The sequence below is a fragment of the Promicromonospora sp. MS192 genome (genome assembly GCF_049532985.1).
Lineage (GTDB): Bacteria > Actinomycetota > Actinomycetes > Actinomycetales > Cellulomonadaceae > Promicromonospora.
On sequence record NZ_CP186693.1, the window covers coordinates 364,395 to 380,400 of the forward strand.

Annotated in this window: 14 protein-coding genes; 9 read left to right on the forward strand and 5 right to left on the reverse strand. The window is 73.7% G+C overall.

The window, feature by feature from the left end; translation table 11 throughout:
• Window positions 1-21: 21 nt before the first annotated feature.
• The 3 genes from ACO229_RS01625 to ACO229_RS01635 form a co-directional block, all read right to left on the reverse strand.
• Window positions 22-885: a DUF3097 domain-containing protein gene (locus ACO229_RS01625; RefSeq protein ID WP_397411152.1), complete on the reverse strand. Its 864-nt coding sequence runs from the start codon at window positions 883-885 to the stop codon at window positions 22-24.
• Between the two features lie 81 nt (window positions 886-966).
• Window positions 967-3,831: an ATP-binding protein gene (locus ACO229_RS01630; protein ID WP_423463509.1), complete on the reverse strand. Its 2,865-nt coding sequence runs from the start codon at window positions 3,829-3,831 to the stop codon at window positions 967-969.
• A gap of 107 nt (window positions 3,832-3,938) precedes the next feature.
• Window positions 3,939-4,124: a hypothetical protein gene (locus tag ACO229_RS01635; protein ID WP_397411148.1), complete on the reverse strand. Its 186-nt coding sequence runs from the start codon at window positions 4,122-4,124 to the stop codon at window positions 3,939-3,941.
• A 548-nt stretch (window positions 4,125-4,672) separates the two neighbouring features.
• Between ACO229_RS01635 and hrcA the strand changes: the two genes are divergently transcribed.
• From hrcA to ACO229_RS01650, 3 genes are read left to right on the forward strand one after another with little or no spacing between them, the layout of a single operon-like run.
• On the forward strand, window positions 4,673-5,692 hold the full coding sequence (hrcA, locus tag ACO229_RS01640) for a heat-inducible transcriptional repressor HrcA (RefSeq protein WP_397411146.1): 1,020 nt from the start codon (window positions 4,673-4,675) through the stop codon (window positions 5,690-5,692).
• Window positions 5,693-5,730: 38 nt separating this feature from the next.
• Window positions 5,731-6,852 carry a molecular chaperone DnaJ gene (gene dnaJ, locus ACO229_RS01645; protein ID WP_397411144.1) on the forward strand — a complete coding sequence of 374 codons (1,122 nt, stop codon included), beginning with the start codon at window positions 5,731-5,733 and terminating at the stop codon, window positions 6,850-6,852.
• Between the two features lie 10 nt (window positions 6,853-6,862).
• Entirely contained in the window at window positions 6,863-7,630 is a 768-nt protein-coding gene (locus tag ACO229_RS01650; protein ID WP_397411142.1) for a 16S rRNA (uracil(1498)-N(3))-methyltransferase, read from the forward strand.
• 49 nt (window positions 7,631-7,679) lie between these two features.
• On the opposite strand, the gene ACO229_RS01655 is transcribed toward ACO229_RS01650, so the two are convergent.
• Window positions 7,680-8,567 (reverse strand): OmpA family protein, encoded by an 888-nt coding sequence (locus ACO229_RS01655; RefSeq protein ID WP_423463510.1) that lies wholly within the window; start codon window positions 8,565-8,567, stop codon window positions 7,680-7,682.
• The gene (locus ACO229_RS01660) at window positions 8,564-10,033 is read right to left on the reverse strand and encodes a helix-hairpin-helix domain-containing protein (RefSeq protein ID WP_423463511.1); all 1,470 of its coding nucleotides are present in this window, start codon (window positions 10,031-10,033) and stop codon (window positions 8,564-8,566) included. Before ACO229_RS01660 ends, ACO229_RS01655 begins: the two co-directional genes overlap by 4 nt.
• A 246-nt stretch (window positions 10,034-10,279) precedes the next feature.
• On the opposite strand from ACO229_RS01660, the gene ACO229_RS01665 reads away from it, so the two are divergent.
• The 6 genes from ACO229_RS01665 (at window position 10,280) to ACO229_RS01690 (ending at window position 15,963) form a co-directional block, all read left to right on the forward strand.
• The gene (locus ACO229_RS01665) at window positions 10,280-10,630 is read left to right on the forward strand and encodes a histidine triad nucleotide-binding protein (RefSeq protein ID WP_397411136.1); all 351 of its coding nucleotides are present in this window, start codon (window positions 10,280-10,282) and stop codon (window positions 10,628-10,630) included.
• Window positions 10,631-10,748: 118 nt separating this feature from the next.
• A complete protein-coding gene (locus ACO229_RS01670) occupies window positions 10,749-11,804 on the forward strand; it encodes a PhoH family protein (protein WP_397411134.1) in 1,056 nt (351 codons plus the stop codon).
• Window positions 11,801-12,253, forward strand: coding sequence for an rRNA maturation RNase YbeY (gene ybeY, locus ACO229_RS01675; RefSeq protein WP_397411132.1), 453 nt, complete (start codon window positions 11,801-11,803; stop codon window positions 12,251-12,253). The genes ACO229_RS01670 and ybeY overlap by 4 nt, the downstream gene beginning before the upstream one ends.
• A 5-nt stretch (window positions 12,254-12,258) precedes the next feature.
• Window positions 12,259-13,644 carry a hemolysin family protein gene (locus ACO229_RS01680; protein WP_397431020.1) on the forward strand — a complete coding sequence of 462 codons (1,386 nt, stop codon included), beginning with the start codon at window positions 12,259-12,261 and terminating at the stop codon, window positions 13,642-13,644.
• Entirely contained in the window at window positions 13,641-14,609 is a 969-nt protein-coding gene (era, locus tag ACO229_RS01685) for a GTPase Era (RefSeq protein WP_397411128.1), read from the forward strand. The genes ACO229_RS01680 and era overlap by 4 nt, the downstream gene beginning before the upstream one ends.
• Window positions 14,610-14,688: 79 nt before the next feature.
• On the forward strand, window positions 14,689-15,963 hold the full coding sequence (locus ACO229_RS01690; RefSeq protein ID WP_423463512.1) for a cytochrome P450: 1,275 nt from the start codon (window positions 14,689-14,691) through the stop codon (window positions 15,961-15,963).
• Window positions 15,964-16,006 lie beyond the last annotated feature (43 nt).

Below are 16,006 nucleotides of genomic sequence, written 5' to 3' on the forward strand. Positions count from 1 at the left end.
CCCCACCGTAGAGGCTGCGGCTTACGAGGTGGTCACGAAATCGATAAGTTCTTCGACTCGTCCGAGCAGGGCCGGGTCGAGGTCCCGGTAGTCGCGCACCGTGCCGAGGATGCGCTGCCAGCCCCGGGCGACGTCGGCCTGCGTCGCGGCGGGCCAGCCGAGGGAGCGCAGGATGCCGAGCTTCCACTCCGTGCCGCGCTCGATCACCGGCCAGCGCTCCAGCCCGAGCCGCTGCGCGCGCACCGCCTGCCACACGTCGACGTACGGGTGACCGAGCACCAGCACCGTCCCGGCGGGGACGCCCCGCAGGGCCTCGTCCGCCAGCCGCTGCTCCTTCGACCCCGGCACCAGGTGGTCCACGAGCACGCCGACCTTGCGGTCGGCGTCGGGCCCGAACTCGGCGAGCCGCTCGGCGAGGTGGTCCACGCCGTCGAGCATCTCGACGACGACGCCCTCGATGCGCAGGTCGTCGCCCCAGACCTTCTCCACCAGCTCGGCGTCGTGCCTGCCCTCGACCCAGATGCGGCTGCCCCGGGCCACGCGGGCGCGCGCACCGTGCACGGCCACCGACCCGGAGGCGGTGCGCGCGGGCTTCGCGGGCGCGCGCTGCACGACGGGCGCGGTCAGCACCACCGGCTTGCCCTCCACCCAGAACCCCGGGCCGAGCGGGAAGGTGCGGGTCCGGCCCCGGCGGTCCTCCAGGACCACCACGTGCATGCCGCCCGACTTCTCGACCCGGACGACGGCGCCGACCCAGCCGGTCTGGACCTCCTCGACCACGAGCCCGATCTCCGCGGGCGTCGGCTGCGACGTGGGCCGCCGCCCCCGCTGCGCACCGGGGAACTGGGGAGACAGCACATCGGACCCATACCGTTCGTCGGACACGAGGTGAGCGTAGATCGGCCCCCCGGCCGAGTGCTGGATGTTCGCGCCGTTCGGAGTGTCATCGGGACGAACGTCCGGCACTCACCGACGGCGGGCCAGGAGGGCGGCCTCCGTGCGTGTCGCCACGGACAGCTTGCGCAGGATCGCCGAGACGTGGACCGAGGCCGTCTTGGCCGAGATGAACAGCCGCCCGGCGATCTGGGCGTTGGTCAGGCCCTCGGCCACCAGGTCCAGGACCTGCTGCTCGCGTGCGGTGAGCGCGCCGAGGCCGGTGCCCGGCCCCTCGGCAGGCGCGGTGCGCTCCTCGGCCGGGCCGGTCAGCCCAGCCCGGTCGAGCAGGCCCTGCGCCCGCCGGACGATCAGCCCCGCCCCGATCTTCTCCGCCTCCGCGACGGCCGACCCCAGCGTCGACCGGGCTCCGCCCCGGTCCCCGACCTCCAGCAGCCGCGCACCCTCGCGGCACAGCGCGTAGGCGCGCAGGTGCACGGGACCGGGGCTCGGCAGGTCGGCCACAGCGGTCCACGGGCCGGTGCCGAGCTCCGCCTCGAACAGCGCCGACCACAGCGGGAAGGTCGGCCAGTGCGCGCACTCGTCACGGGCGGCGCGGTAGGGGGCGTCGTCCACGTCCTGCCCGGCCGCGCGCAGGCGTGCGATCGCCTGCGCGGCCACGGCGAGCTGCGGCAGGTCGTAGGCCGGCAGGCGCACGTGGTCCGGGGCCACCACGACCGACATGCGCTCCAGGGCCTCGGCGGGCTCGTCGCGCAGCAGCGCGAGCTCCGCCAGTGTCCCGCTGGTGCGTGACCTGATCTGCTCCTCCAGGTGCCCGAAGCGCTCCCAGCTCGTGGCCCGGCGGCGCGCCTCGGCCTGCGCCTGCTCCACGCGTCCCTGCCACGTCATGAGCCAGACCCGGCGCTCGCTGAGGTAGACGGAGTACACGCTGTCGTGGATCGGCGGGACGACGCGCTCGTACCAGGCGGCGGCCTCGGCCCAGTCGCCGCGCCCGATCTGTGCCTCGGCGAGGTTCCCCTCGATCATGATCCGGGTCGAGTCGGACGAGCCGTACCGGCGGGCGGCGCTCATCCCCTCCTCGGCGATCGCGGCAGCCCGGGCCCAGTCGCCCACGACGAGCCAGGCGTCCGACCCGTTGACGTAGTACCGGCTCAGGCCGTGCCAGATGTCCCCGGCCGCCTCGCGGCCGGCCTCGATCTCGGCGTGGCCGCCGGGGTCGCCGAGCTGCACCCGGCTCACGCCCCGCAGGTTCAGCGCGACGGACACGACCTCGGCGCTGCCGATCGCGCGGCCGGCGTCGTAGGCGGCCGTCGCGGCCTCGATCGCCGCCCGGGGGCGGCCGACGAGCATCTCGCGGCGCGCCCGCAGCATCAGGAGCAGCCCGCGCACCGCGTCGTCCCGGCCCGGTTCGACGAGGGCCAGGGCCCGTTCGACCAGCTCGGGCCCCTCGTCCGAGCCGGCGTGGCCCGCGATGAGCGCCGCGTCGGAGAGCATGCGGGCCAGCCCCGCCGGGTCGTCGGCGGGCCACTCGTCGACCGCCTCGTGCGCAACGGCCAGGGCCCGGGTGGTCCGGGTGGCCCCGCGCAGCGACTCGGCGACCGTGCGGAGCAGCTCATGACGCGGCAGGCCGGCCACGGCCTCGGCGTCGGGCACCTGGTCCCAGAGCTCCAGGGCGCGCTCACCCAGGGCGACCGCGGTGGACGACGCCGCGCCGTCCACCGCGGCCCGGTGGCCCTCGACGGCCGCCGCGAGCGCCCTGTCGAGCATCCCGGCGCGCCACCAGTGGTCGGCGATGCGGGACAGCTTCGCGACCGACCGGGCGCGCCGGGCCAGGGCCTGCTCCAGCGCCCGGGCGTAGGCGGCGTGCAGCCGGCGCCGCTCGCCGGGCAGCAGCTCGGCGTACACGGCCTCCTGGACCAGCGCGTGCCGGAATGCGTACCCGACGTCGGTGACCACCAGCACCTGTGCCTCGACCGCCTCGCGGACCGCTTCCTCGGGCTCGGCGCCGTCCGGGACGACGCGTGGTCCGGATGCCGTCGAGGGGTCCGCCAGGACGTCGTCGAGCACGTCGTACCAGACGCGGGGTCCGGCGGCCGCGACCACGCGGCACAGCGCCTGGGCTGCGCGGCTCAGGTTCCAGTAGCGCAGCAGCAGGATGTCGCGCAGGGAGTCGGGCAGGTCGGTGCCGAGGAAGCCGACCAGCTCCTCGACGTAGAAGGGGACGCCCTCGCTGCGGTCCGCCAGGTCGGCGATCGAGGTGGTGTCGAGGCCGGCGTCGAGCAGGTCCTGGGCCATCTCGCGGATCTCGGGCTCGCCCAGGCGGGGCAGGTCGAGACGGGTCGTGAGGCGGGCCCGGTCGAGCTCGGCCATGACGGTGCGCAGGGGGTGCGCGCGTCCGACGTCGTCGCTGCGGTAGGTGAGCAGCAGGAGCAGGCCGGGCGGTGCGGTACGGGCGAGGCGCAGGGCGACGGCGCGGGTGACGTCGTCGGACCAGTGCAGGTCCTCCATGACCACGACGACGGGGCGTTCGGCGGCGAGCCCGGCGAGCAGGTTCGTGAGGACCTCGGGGAGGCGGTCGGCTCCGGCGCCGGAGCCGGGGGCGACGAGCTGGGGCGCCACCGGGGACAGGGCGCCGGCCGCCGGCCCGGCCGCGGCGACGACGGCCTCGGGGCCCTGGGTCCGGACGAGGGCGTGCAGCAGGCCGGCGAGGGCCGCGTAGGGCAGGGGGCCGGATCCCTCGTCGGCGCACTGCCCGGTGAGGAGGGTGACGCCGTCGGCGCGCGCGGCGAGCTCGTCGAGCAGGCGGGTCTTGCCGATTCCCGCCTCGCCGGCGATGACGACGGTGCGGCCGGCGCCGCCGCGGACGTCGTCGAGTGCGGCGGTGAGCGTGCCGAGCTCGCGGGCTCGGCCCACCAGGCGCGCGCGAGGGACCGGCATGGGCTCATCGTCCTATGCCGGTCCGGTGGTCCGGCCGGCGCTGGTCGCCGTCCTGGTGGGGTCTGCCGTCATGGGTGGGCTCACCCGTCGCCCCGGCCCGGGCCGGGTCAGGCGACCCGGGCGCGGGCCGGACCGCGGCGGCCGGCGCGTGCGGTCCGCTCGGCGGCGCGCCGCTCGGCGTCCTGGCGGCGGGCGGCGTCCCGCTGCTCGCGGGCGACCCGGGCCTGCTCGGCGCGGCGGTCGACGTCCTGCTCGTGGCGGCGGTAGTCGGTGTACTCGGAAAAGCCGAACATGGTGGTGCCTCCTGGTCCCTGCCGGCCCCGCGCCGGCAGTGGTTCCAGACTCGTCGCTGAGGTGGTGCCCGCGGATCGGGTGGTCGCCGCATCTTCGCTGCCGGTTCCCGCGGACGGGTCGGTGGTGCCTAAGGCATCGCCCTAGACGGTGGGCAGCGCCCTGCGCCCGAGCAGCCTCAGGGGCGTGCTGCGCACCTGAGCGGATCCGCGCACCCGCAGCTGCCCGAACTTCGGTCGGTTGCGCCGAGCGCACGGGGATGATCGGTCGGTTGCCCCGAGATCGGTCGGTTGACCGACCGATCTCGGGGCAACCGACCGATCTTGCGGGCGAGAGTGTTGCAGATGACCGAACGAGGGAGCCCGTGCGCTCCCGCCGTTCGTGCGCCGGAGTGTGCGGGCACTGTGTACGCGGAGAGCCGACAGCGGGTCGGGGACTTGGCCGCTGGCGCATGCCGCGTAGGATTGGCACTCGGTCGTTGAGAGTGCTGGAGAGCGGGCAGGAACCCGGGTGCAGGTCCTGGACGTTCTACTGGACGGAGGTGAGCGCGATGAGCGAGGAACGCAGGCTCGATGTCCTGCGGGCGATCGTGGAGGACTATGTCCGCACACGAGAGCCCGTCGGTTCGCGCATCCTCACCGAGCGGCACAAGCTCGGCGTCTCCCCGGCGACGGTGCGCAACGACATGGCCGCCCTGGAGGAGGCCGGGCTCATCGCGCAGCCGCACACGTCGGCCGGGCGCATCCCGACCGACAAGGGCTACCGCCTCTTCGTGGACCAGCTCGCCGAGGTGCGGCCGCTGACCCAGCCGCAGAAGCGCGCCATCGAGACCTTCCTGTCCGAGGCGGTCGACCTGGACGACGTCGTGGCACGCGCCGGGCGGCTCATCGCCCAGCTCACGGGGCACGTCGCCGTCGTGCAGTACCCGTCGCTGCGCCGGTCCGGGCTGCGGCACCTGGAGCTCGTGCCCACGGCCGAGGGGCGCCTCCTCGTGGTCGTCATCACCGACACGGGGCGGGTGGAGCAGCGTTTCCTCGACGTGCCGGTCACCCTGGACGACGGGACGCTCGGCGAGCTGCGTGCCCGCTTCAACGCCGCGGCCGCCGGCCACCGCCTCACGGAGATCGGCAGCGCCTTCGCGCGGCTCACCGAGGCGATGCCGGACGAGCACCGGGCGCTGGCCACCGCGGTGGCCGAGGTCGTCACGGCGGCGCTCGCCGAGGAGAGCGAGGAACGCATCGTGCTCACGGGCCAGGCGAACCTGGCGCGTTCCGGCATGCGGTTCGAGCAGGGCCTGCGCCCCGTGCTCGAGGCGCTCGAGGAGCAGGTCGTCCTGCTCGGTCTCCTCACCGACATGTCCGACGAGGCCGGCGTGGCCGTCAGCATCGGCCACGAGAACCGGCTCGCCGGACTGTCGGAGACCTCCGTGGTCACGTCAGGCTACGGCTCGTCCGACGGCGACAGCGTCGCGATCCTGAGCTCGATCGGCCCCACCCGCATGGACTACCCGGGCACCATCGCCGCGGTGCGCGCCGTCGCGCGCTACCTGTCGCGAGTTCTGCCCGGCTGACACACCCCTTCCACAAACCTCCTCACAAAGAGAGACCTGTGACCGACTACTACGAGATCCTCGGTGTCCCGCGCGACGCCTCGCCCGAGCAGATCAAGAAGGCATACCGCAAGCTGGCCCGCGAGCTGCACCCGGACGTGGCGGGCGAGGCGGGCGAGGACCGGTTCAAGGACGTCGCGCGCGCCTACGAGGTGCTCTCCAACCCGGACAAGCGCCAGCAGTACGACATGGGCGTGGACCCGACCGCCCCCGGTGGGGGCGCCGGCGGCGGGTTCGGGGCCGGGTTCGGCTTCCAGGACATCTTCGAGACGTTCTTCGGCGGCGGGCAGCCCTCGGGGCCGGTCCCGCGCGCCCGCCGCGGCAACGACGCGCTGGTCCGGCTCGACATCGAGCTCGGCGAGGCCGTCTTCGGCGCCAAGCGCGAGATCCAGGTGGACACCGCCGTGGTGTGCAACACCTGTGGCGGCGACGGCGCGCGGCCGGGTACGCATGCCCGCACCTGCGACGTCTGCCACGGCCGCGGTTCGGTGCAGCGCGTGGCGCGCTCGTTCCTCGGCCAGGTCATGACCAACCAGCCGTGCTCCGCGTGCGGCGGCTTCGGCACCGTCATCCCCGAGCCCTGCACCGACTGCGCCGGCGAGGGGCGCGTGCGCTCGCGCCGCACCATCGCCGTCAACGTGCCCGCCGGCGTGGACACCGGCACCCGCATCAAGCTCTCCGCGCAGGGCGAGGTGGGCCCGGGTGGCGGCCCCGCCGGCGACCTGTACGTCGAGATCCGCGAGCGGGCGCACGACACGTTCGTGCGCCGCGGCGACGAGCTGCACTGCACCCTCCAGGTGCCGATGACGGCGGCCGCGCTCGGCACCGTGCTCGAGCTGGACACCCTGGACGGGCTCCAGGAGATCGACCTGCGCCCGGGCACGCAGCCGGGCCAGGTGGTGACGCTCAAGGGCCTCGGCGTGGGGCACCTGCACTCCACCGGGCGCGGAGACCTCAACGTGCACATCGAGGTCCACGTGCCCACGGGCCTGGACGAGGAGCAGACGGCGCTGCTCCAGCAGCTCGCGACGCTGCGTGGCGAGGAGCGGCCCGAGCCGCGGCTCGCCACGGTGCACGGCGGCGTGTTCTCGCGCCTGCGCGACAAGCTCAGCGGCCGCTGACCGCCGGCCCATGAGCGCACCGGTCTTTCTCGCGGAGGCGTCCGTCGCGCACCCGCTGTCGGGGTACGCCGCCGGCTCGGTCTACGTGCTCGACGGCGCGGAGGGCCGGCACGCCGGCGTGGTCCAGCGTCGCGGCCCGGGCGAGCGGATCGACGTGGTCGACGGCGCCGGGGTGCGCCTGCGCACCGTCGTCGAGTCCGTGGACGGCGCGCAGGTGCACCTCCGGGTCGAGGACGTCGACGTCGAGCCGGCGCCCGCCGTCGTCGTCACGCTGGTGCAGGCCCTCGCCAAGGGGGACCGCGACGAGATGGCGATCGAGGCCGCCACCGAGACGGGGGCCGACGCGATCGTGCCCTGGCAGGCCGAGCGGTCCGTCGTCGTGTGGCGCGGGGACCGGGCCGCGAAGTCCCGGGCCCGCTGGGTCAGCACCGTGCGTGCCGCGACCAAGCAGGCGCGCCGGTCGCGCATCCCCGACGTCGCCGCCGCGCTCAGCACCAAGCAGCTCGCGGCCCGGGCGCGGGAGGTCGTGGCGGCGGGCGGCGCGGTGCTCGTGCTGCACGAGGAGGCCACCACGGCGCTGGCGGCGGTGCCGCTGCCCGACGCCGGGGAGCTGCTCGTGGTGGTCGGCCCCGAGGGCGGCATCTCGGAGGCCGAGGTGGCACAGCTCACCGAGGCCGGGGCGGTCACGGCCCGCCTGGGCCCGCACGTGCTCCGCACGTCGACGGCGGGCCCGGTCGCGATAGCCCTGCTGAGCACCCGCCTGGGCCGCTGGGCCTGACGGCGCCGAGACCCGGTGGCCGCACCACCGGATCTCGGCGCCCGGTGCGTCAGCGGGTGACGACGAACTCCACGCGGCGGTTCTGCTCCAGGTCCGCGAACGTTCTCGGGACCACCAGCGGGTCGGACTCGCCGTAACCCTTCGACGTCAGCCGGTCCGCGTCGACGCCCAGCTCCACGAGCCGGTCCAGCACCGCCTGCGCGCGCCGCTCGCTGAGCCGCTGGTTGTGCGCCTCGGTGCCCACCGAGTCGGTGTGCCCCTCGATGCGCACCTCGACCTCGGGGTGCTCCTCCAGCACCTCGGCGGCCTCCCGCACCACCCGGCGGCCGTCCTTGGTCAGGCGCGCGCTGTCCGTGACGAACGTGATGCTCGGGATCTCGACGAGGTCCTCCTGCGCCCGTTCCCGCTCCTTGCGGGTGGGCTCGCGGTCGGGCTCGGCGGTCTCGTCGTCCGTGCTCTCCTCGGTGCTGTCGTCCGTGCTGTCGTCCGTGCTGGTCTCGTCGTCGCTCTCGTCGTCCGTGGTCTCGTCGGTGCCGTCGTCGGACGTCGCCTCGGTCGCCTCGGGTGACGCCGTCGGCTCGGCCTGAGCCTCCCCGGTCTCCTCGTCCTCGCCCGCCACGTGCGCCTGCGTCGTCCCGGAGCCGGGAGGCACCAGGCCCTCCGGGCCGTACGCCGCCGCCGTGCGGACGCCGGTCACGTCACCGACGATCTCGGCCGCTACCAGCGCGTCCACGGCGGTCGCGGCCGTGACCTCCGCGTCCCGGCCCGTGAGCTCGACCGCCACGTCGGAGCGCCCCGCCCCCGCGAGCGCCTCCTCGGCGCTCTCGGTCAGCGTGGCCTCGATCTGCTCGCGGAACCCCGTGTTCTGGACGCCCGAGAGCGCACCGAACCCGAGGACGACCACGACGACCGGCGGCAGGACCGTCCGCAGGTTCATGCCTTCGCCCCGGACTGCGTGGGCTCGGCGTCGTCCTCGGCGGCGGCCGTCGCCTTCGACCCGGCCTTCGTGGACCCGGCCTCAGCCCCGGCCCCCTCAGACCCGGCCTCCTCAGCACCAGCCTCCTCAGCCCCGGCCTCCGCCGCCGCCGTCTCGGCCTCGTCCTGGGCGAGGGCGGCGGCCTTGGCCTCGGCGCCCTCGATCTCGTCGACGTCGGCGTAGTCGACGTTCTCGTTGAACTTGGCGCGACGTTCCTGGCCCCCGACGAGGTAGTCCTGGTACTCCTGCAGGCCGTCCTCGTCGCCGTCGACCAGGTACTGCGCCTGGTCCGCCCAGCTCGTCGCGGCAGGCGCGAACGTGATCCCGCCGGTGGCGAGGGCCTCGCGCAGCTCGGTCTCGCTCGCTCCGGCGATCTTGGCGTACGTGGTGTACCCGGCGGCCTTGAGGACCGCCTCGATCTTCGGGCCGATGCCCTCGATGCGCCGCAGATCCTGCGGCTCGGGCTCGGGCTCGGGCTCGGGTTCGGGCGAGGGCTCCGGCGTGGTCTGCTCCGCTGCCGCCTCCGCCGCCGCCGTCTCGGCCTCGTCCTGGGCGAGGGCGGCGGCCTTGGCCTCGGCGCCCTCGATCTCGTCGACGTCGGCGTAGTCGACGTCCTTGTTGAACTTGGCGCGGCGTTCCTGGCCGCCGACGAGGTAGTCCTGGTACTCCTGCAGGCCGTCCTCGTCGCCGTCGACCAGGTACTGCGCCTGGTCCGCCCACGTGCTGGCCGACGGGGCGAACTTGATGCCCTGGCTCGCGACGGCCTCGCGCAGCTCGTCCTCGGTGGCACCCGCGATCCTCGCGTACGTCCCGTAGCCGGCGGCGGCGAGCGCGGCAGCGATCTTGGGACCGATGCCCTCGATCCGGCGCAGGTCGTCCTGCGGGGCTGCGGTCGCGGGTGCGTCCTCGGCGGCAGCCGGAGCCTCCGCGGCGGCAGCGGCGGCGGCCTCGGCAGCCTCGCGCGCCACGGCCTCGGCCGCGGCCACGACGTCGGCCCCGGCGGAGCCGTCCTCGATGTCGGCGTCCCCGGTGTCGGCGTCCCCGGCGTCGTCGCCCCCGGTCTCGCTGTTCCCGGCGCCGGGGTGGTCCGCGCCGTCCAGGCGGTTGGCGTCGTCCGCGGCGGAGGCGCCGGCGGCGCTCGTCCCGGCGTCCGGCGTCTCGTCGGTCGTCGCGGCGACCGCGAGCGCACGCACGGTCTCGGTGTCGGTCGTGCTGACCGGGCTCGCGTCGTCCGAGCCGGCTGCGTCCGGGCTGTCGGCCGCGGTGTCCGTGGCCTTCGCGGTACGCGTGGCCTCGGCCTTCTCGGCGGTGTGCTTGCCCTTGGCGCGACGGCCCCAGACGATCCAGCCGATCCAGATGCCGATCGCGAGACCGATCAGACCCGCGATGACGATGAATGCGAGCGATTGGGCGATGAACCAACCCACGCGTACCTCCAGGTGACTACTGCGGTGTGTGGTGTGCGGACGACGACGCGACCCGGCGTGACCGACCCAGGCGAAATGGGTCGCATTGCGCCAATCTCCATCGAACGCGGCAAACTCTCCCACATCCCCTTCACTTAGGCATTTCCAGCCATGTAACGGTATGGAAAATCGTGGCGACGGCTGCCGGACGGCCCGCCGGGCGCCTGCGGGCGCGGCCTCCCGGGGGCCGCCGGTAGCCTGCCGACTATGACGAGCACCGACAGCCCCGACTGCCTCTTCTGCAAGATCGTGGCGGGGGACATCCCGGCGGACGTCGTGGCGTCGTCGGACACCGCCGTCGCCTTCCGCGACATCGCGCCCAAGGCGCCCGTGCACGTGCTGGTGGTGCCGAGGGAGCACTACCCGGACGTGCCCGCCTTCGCGGCGTCCGACGCCGAGGGGCTGGCCGGCGTGGTCGCGCTGGCCGACGGTGTCGCGAGCGAGCTGGCCGACGGCCAGTACCGCCTGATCTTCAACACGGGACCGAAGGCCGGGCAGACGGTCTTCCACGTGCACGCCCACCTGCTGGCCGGCGGGGAGCTGCCGGGCTTCGCCTGACCGGCAGGTGGGGCGAAGCCTGTGGAAAGACCGTGGCGCAGCCCGGCCGGGTCGATAGGATGAGGACTGTCGTCATCCCTACCGCACGAAGGAGCGGATCGGCCCCGCGGGCCGGCTCATGACCACTACGCCCAGCACACAGTCACAGACCCGGATCGAGCACAAGATCGTCGTCCCGGCCCACATCCCGACGGTCGCGCTCCTCGGGAGCCGGGACTCGGTGCTGCGGGCCGTCGAGGAGGGCTTCCCCGGCGTCGACGTCCACGCACGTGGCAACGAGATAGCGGTGAACGGACCGGCGGGCGACGTCGCCCTGGTCACCCAGCTGCTCGACGAGCTGATCGAGGTCGTCGAGGCGGGCACGCAGCTCACCCCCGAGGTCGTGAAGCGCTCGGTGGCGATGCTGAGCGACGCGTCCGCGTCCCGGCCCGCCGAGGTCCTCACGTTCAACATCCTGTCCAACCGGGGCCGCACCATCCGGCCCAAGACGGTCGGCCAGAAGGCGTACGTCGACGCCATCGACTCCAACACCATCACGTTCGGCATCGGCCCCGCGGGTACCGGCAAGACCTACCTCGCCATGGCCAAGGCCGTCCAGGCGCTGCAGGCCAAGCAGATCAACCGGATCATCCTCACGCGCCCCGCCGTCGAGGCGGGGGAGCGGCTCGGGTTCCTGCCCGGGTCCCTGTCGGAGAAGATCGACCCGTACCTGCGCCCGCTCTACGACGCGCTGCACGACATGGTCGACCCCGAGCAGGTGCCCAAGCTCATCGAGGCCGGCACCATCGAGGTGGCGCCGCTGGCCTACATGCGCGGCCGGTCGCTCAACGACTCGTTCATCGTGCTCGACGAGGCGCAGAACACCTCGACCGAGCAGATGAAGATGTTCCTGACCCGCCTGGGCTTCGGCTCCAAGATGGTGATCACCGGGGACGCCACGCAGGTCGACCTGCCGGGCGGCACCCAGTCGGGGCTGCGCGTCGTCGAGGACATCCTGCTGGGTGTGGACGACGTCGAGTTCTGCCGCCTCACGTCCTCCGACGTGGTGCGGCACCGGCTGGTCAGCGACATCATCGACGCGTACGCGCGGTGGGACGTCGTCGCGGGCGGGCAGCGCCCCGGCCGCCAGCCGCAGGACCACCGTCCGGGGAGCAACAAGAGGCAGCGCCGGTGAGCATCGAGGTCAACAACGAGTCGGGGTTCGAGGTCGACGAGGCGGAGTTCGCCGCGCTCGGCCGGTTCGTGCTCGACGCCATGCGGGTGCACCCGCAGTCGGAGCTGTCGATCATCTTCGTCGACACCACCGTCATGTCCGACCTGCACGTGCAGTGGATGGACGAGCCCGGCCCCACGGACGTCCTGTCCTTCCCCATGGACGAGCTGCGGCCCGGCCGGGACGGCGAGGTCACCCCGGCCGGCACCCTCGGCGACATCGTGCTGTGCCCCGAGGTCGCGGTCACCCAGGCCAAGGCCGCCGGCCACTCCACCACCGAGGAGCTGCTGCTCCTGACCACGCACGGCATCCTCCACCTGCTCGGCTACGACCACGCCGAGCCGGAGGAGGAGAAGGAGATGTTCACGCTCCAGCGCAAGCTTCTCCTGACCTTCCTCGCCACCCGGTGACCGGCGTGCTCGTCCTGCTCCTGACCGTCGTCGTGCTGGTCGGCCTCTCGCTGGCCGGCATGCTCTCGGCCGGTGAGGCCGCCCTGCTGCGCGTCACGCGCGCCTCCCTGACGGAGGCGCTGGCCGAGGCGGAGCTCGGGCCGACGCCCGACCCGGACCGCGCCGCGCGGATCCGGCGGGCCCAGGCCCTGGTGGTGGACCCGACGGCGATCGTCGCCTCCTTCGCGCTCGTGCGCGTCATGTCGGAGGTCGTGGCCATCGCGGCCGGGACGCTGCTGGTGCAGCAGGCGATCCCCGGCCAGGGGGTGCCGAACGAGCTGCCCGTCATGCTCATCGCGCTGGTGGTCGGCGCCGTCATCGGCGTGATCTTCGTGCGGGTGTCGCCGCGTGCGCTCGGCTTCCGCCGGCCGGTCGCCGTGCTGGTCGCCCTCGTGGGGCCGCTGACCGGCGTCTCCCGGGCCGTCGCATGGCTGACCCGGCTGTCGGTGCCGCGGCACGACCCGTCGCCCCCCACGGACGCCGAGCTGCGCGACATCGCCGACCGGGTGGGGGAGAGCAGCGCGTTCGAGGAGTCGGACCGGGAGCTGCTGCGCTCCGTGATCGAGCTCGGCGGCACCATCACGCGCGAGGTCATGGTGCCCCGCACCGACATGGTCACCGTCACGGCCGACACGTCGCTCGACCGGGTGCTGCGCCTGTTCCTCCGGTCCGGCTTCTCGCGGGTCCCGGTGATCGGTGAGTCGGTGGACGACGTCGTGGGCGTCGCCTACCTCAAGGACGTGGTGGCCGCGGTGCACTGGCCCGTGGGCGACGGCGGCGCCGCGCCGGAGCCGTCCCGGCGTCCCGCGGCCGACGTCGCGCGCGACGCGGTGTTCGTGCCCGAGTCCAAGCCGATCGACGACCTGCTGCGCGAGATGCAGGCCTCGGCCAGCCACATCGCGCTCGTCGTCGACGAGTACGGCGGCGTCGCCGGCCTGGTGACCATCGAGGACCTCCTGGAGGAGGTCGTCGGTGAGCTCACCGACGAGCACGACACCGTGCCGGTCCAGGAGGTCGAGGACCTCGGCAACGGCACGTACCGGGTGCCGGCCCGCCTGCCGGTCGACGAGCTCGGCGACCTGTTCGACCTGCGCCTGGACGACGACGACGTGGACACCGCGGGCGGCCTGCTCGCCAAGGCGCTGGGCAAGGTGCCGCTGGCCGGGTCCTCGGCCGAGGTGGGCGGCGTGCACCTGGCCGCGGAGCGGGTCGAGGGCCGGCGCAAGCAGATCTCGACCCTCCTGGTGCACCGCACGGAACCGGTGGGCGAGCCGGACGACAGCAACGGTGGTCTCGACCAGCACGACCACCGTGATCAGAAGCACGACCAGAAGAGAGAAGTGACCTCGTGAGCGACCAGAGCCCCGCGCATCAGACCGCTGTGCACCGCAGTGGGTTCGCCTGCCTGGTGGGGCGGCCCAACGCCGGCAAGTCCACCCTGACGAACGCGCTGGTGGGGCAGAAGGTCGCGATCATGTCCGCGCGGCCGCAGACCACGCGGCACACCATCCGCGGCATCGTGCACCGCCCCGACGCGCAGCTCGTGCTCGTGGACACCCCGGGCCTGCACCGCCCGCGCACCCTGCTGGGCGAGCGGCTCAACGACCTCGTGCGCGACACGCTGTCCGAGGTGGACGTCATCGCGTTCTGCCTGCCCGCGGACCAGAAGGTGGGCCCCGGCGACCGGTACATCGCGGCACAGCTCGCCGAGCTCATGGTGGGGCGGCGCCGGGTACCCGTCGTCGCCGTCGTCACGAAGGCCGACCTGGTGCCCCGGGCCGAGCTCATGGAGCACCTCGTCGCCGTCGACCAGCTCGCACGGTCCGTGGACCGTGAGTGGGACGACATCGTGCCCGTGTCCGCGAAGGACGGCTACCAGGTCGACGAGCTCGAGTCGGTGCTCGTCTCCCACCTGCCCGAGGGGCCCGAGCTGTACCCGGGCGGGGAGCTGACCGACGAGCCCGAGGCCGTCATGGTGGCCGAGCTCGTGCGCGAGGCCGCCCTGGAGGGCGTGCGCGACGAGCTGCCGCACTCGCTCGCGGTGGTCGTCGAGGAGATCGTGGAGCGCGAGGGCTCGGGCGACCCGGACAAGGGCCGGCCGGCGCTCCTGGACGTGCGCGTCAACCTGTTCGTCGAGCGCGACTCGCAGAAGGCCATCATCATCGGGCGCGGCGGCTCGCGGCTGCGGCAGGTGGGCACCGAGGCGCGCCAGGGTATCGAGCGGCTGCTGGGTCAGCGCGTCTACCTGGACCTGCACGTGAAGGTCGCCAAGGACTGGCAGCGCGACCCGAAACAGCTGCGACGCCTCGGGTTCTGACCTCGGCGGACACCACCGGGTGCCCGGATATCGCAGCCACGATTACGGGCAATACGGACACTGTGCTGAGATAGCACACATGGAGAGAGTGGCCGCCCGGACGGCGCCCGTCGAGCTCACGAGCCTCAGCGGGCTCACCCCCCTGTCGGCGACGACGGGTGGTGCCGACTCGCAGGAGATCTACAACGTGCTCCGGGCGAGATGGGGTGTCGTGGCGCCCGTCGACATGGAGCCGGGCGTGCCGGCGTGGCTCGTGATGGGCCATGCCGAGATCTGCGACATCGCCCGCAACGAGGCGCAGTTCTCCCGCGACCCGCGCAACTGGCGCTGGCACTACGACGGCCTGCTGTCCGAGCGCTCGGCCCTCCTGGGCATCTCGCCGCGCGAGCCGCGCAGCTCGTCCTACCACCACGACGGCGAGAAGCGCCGCCGCCTGCGCGAGCCGCTGGACGACGGGCTGGCCGCGCTGCCCGAGAAGACGGTGGTGGCCGAGGTCGAGGAGGTCAGCATGCGGCTGGTCGAGGCCCTGGGGGACAGCGGCGAGGCCGATCTCGTCAAGGACTGGTCCAAGAAGGTCGGCTTCCTGGCCGTCACGGCGCTGTTCGGGTTCGACCCCCAGACCGCCGACCAGATGATGGCCGACTCGGCGCACATCATGGACCACACGAGCGAGGCGGCGCAGGCGCGCGACCGGATGGGGCGCAACCTCATGGCCCACGTGCTGGAGCGGAGGGCGTCGGGCGGTACCGACCTGACCGCCGCGTTCGTGCAGCACAAGAGCTTCCACGACGACCGCGAGGTGGCCGACTCGATGTCGGTGCCGCTCATCGCGGCGAGCGAGTTCCTCACCGCCTGGATCGCCCTGACCCTGCGGCTCCTGCTCACCGACCAGCGGTTCGCCGCGCGCTGGACCGGCGGCCGCATCGCCCTCGACGACGCCCTGGACGAGGTGCTCTGGCGCGAGGCCCCCGCCGCGAACCCGCCGCTGCCCCGGTACGCCATGCAGGACCTGGAGCTGGACGGGAAGCTGATCCGCAAGGGCGACGCCCTGATCATGGCCGTGGCCGCGGCGAACCAGGACCCTCTGGTGCACACGGGCGACATGTGGGACGAGGTCGGCAACCGGGCGCACCTTGCCTGGGGTGTCGGCCCGCACCGGTGCCCGGCGTCGCGGCAGGCCCGGATCGTGGCCCGCGTGGCGATCAACCGGCTGCTCACGGAGCTGGACCTGGAGCTCGCGGTCGAGGACCACGAGCTCGCCTGGGTGCCGTCGCCGTGGGTGCGGCACCCGCAGGCGCTTCCGGTGCGGTACCGGCGGGCGCGCTCGTCGGGTACGGAGATCTACGAGGTCTGACCTGCGGCGATGTGACATGGTCGGCGCACCCTTCCACCTGGCG

What these genes read in the sequence shown, in the direction of transcription:
- ACO229_RS01665 (WP_397411136.1), top strand. Translation starts at nt 10,280, where the DNA reads ATGACGAGCACCGACAGCCCCGACTGCCTCTTCTGCAAGATCGTGGCG.
- ACO229_RS01655 (WP_423463510.1), bottom strand. Translation starts at nt 8,567, where the DNA reads ATGAACCTGCGGACGGTCCTGCCGCCGGTCGTCGTGGTCGTCCTCGGG.
- ACO229_RS01630 (WP_423463509.1), bottom strand. Translation starts at nt 3,831, where the DNA reads ATGCCGGTCCCTCGCGCGCGCCTGGTGGGCCGAGCCCGCGAGCTCGGC.
- hrcA (WP_397411146.1), top strand. Translation starts at nt 4,673, where the DNA reads ATGAGCGAGGAACGCAGGCTCGATGTCCTGCGGGCGATCGTGGAGGAC.
- ACO229_RS01635 (WP_397411148.1), bottom strand. Translation starts at nt 4,124, where the DNA reads ATGTTCGGCTTTTCCGAGTACACCGACTACCGCCGCCACGAGCAGGAC.
- ACO229_RS01690 (WP_423463512.1), top strand. Translation starts at nt 14,689, where the DNA reads ATGGAGAGAGTGGCCGCCCGGACGGCGCCCGTCGAGCTCACGAGCCTC.
- ACO229_RS01650 (WP_397411142.1), top strand. Translation starts at nt 6,863, where the DNA reads ATGAGCGCACCGGTCTTTCTCGCGGAGGCGTCCGTCGCGCACCCGCTG.
- ACO229_RS01670 (WP_397411134.1), top strand. Translation starts at nt 10,749, where the DNA reads ATGACCACTACGCCCAGCACACAGTCACAGACCCGGATCGAGCACAAG.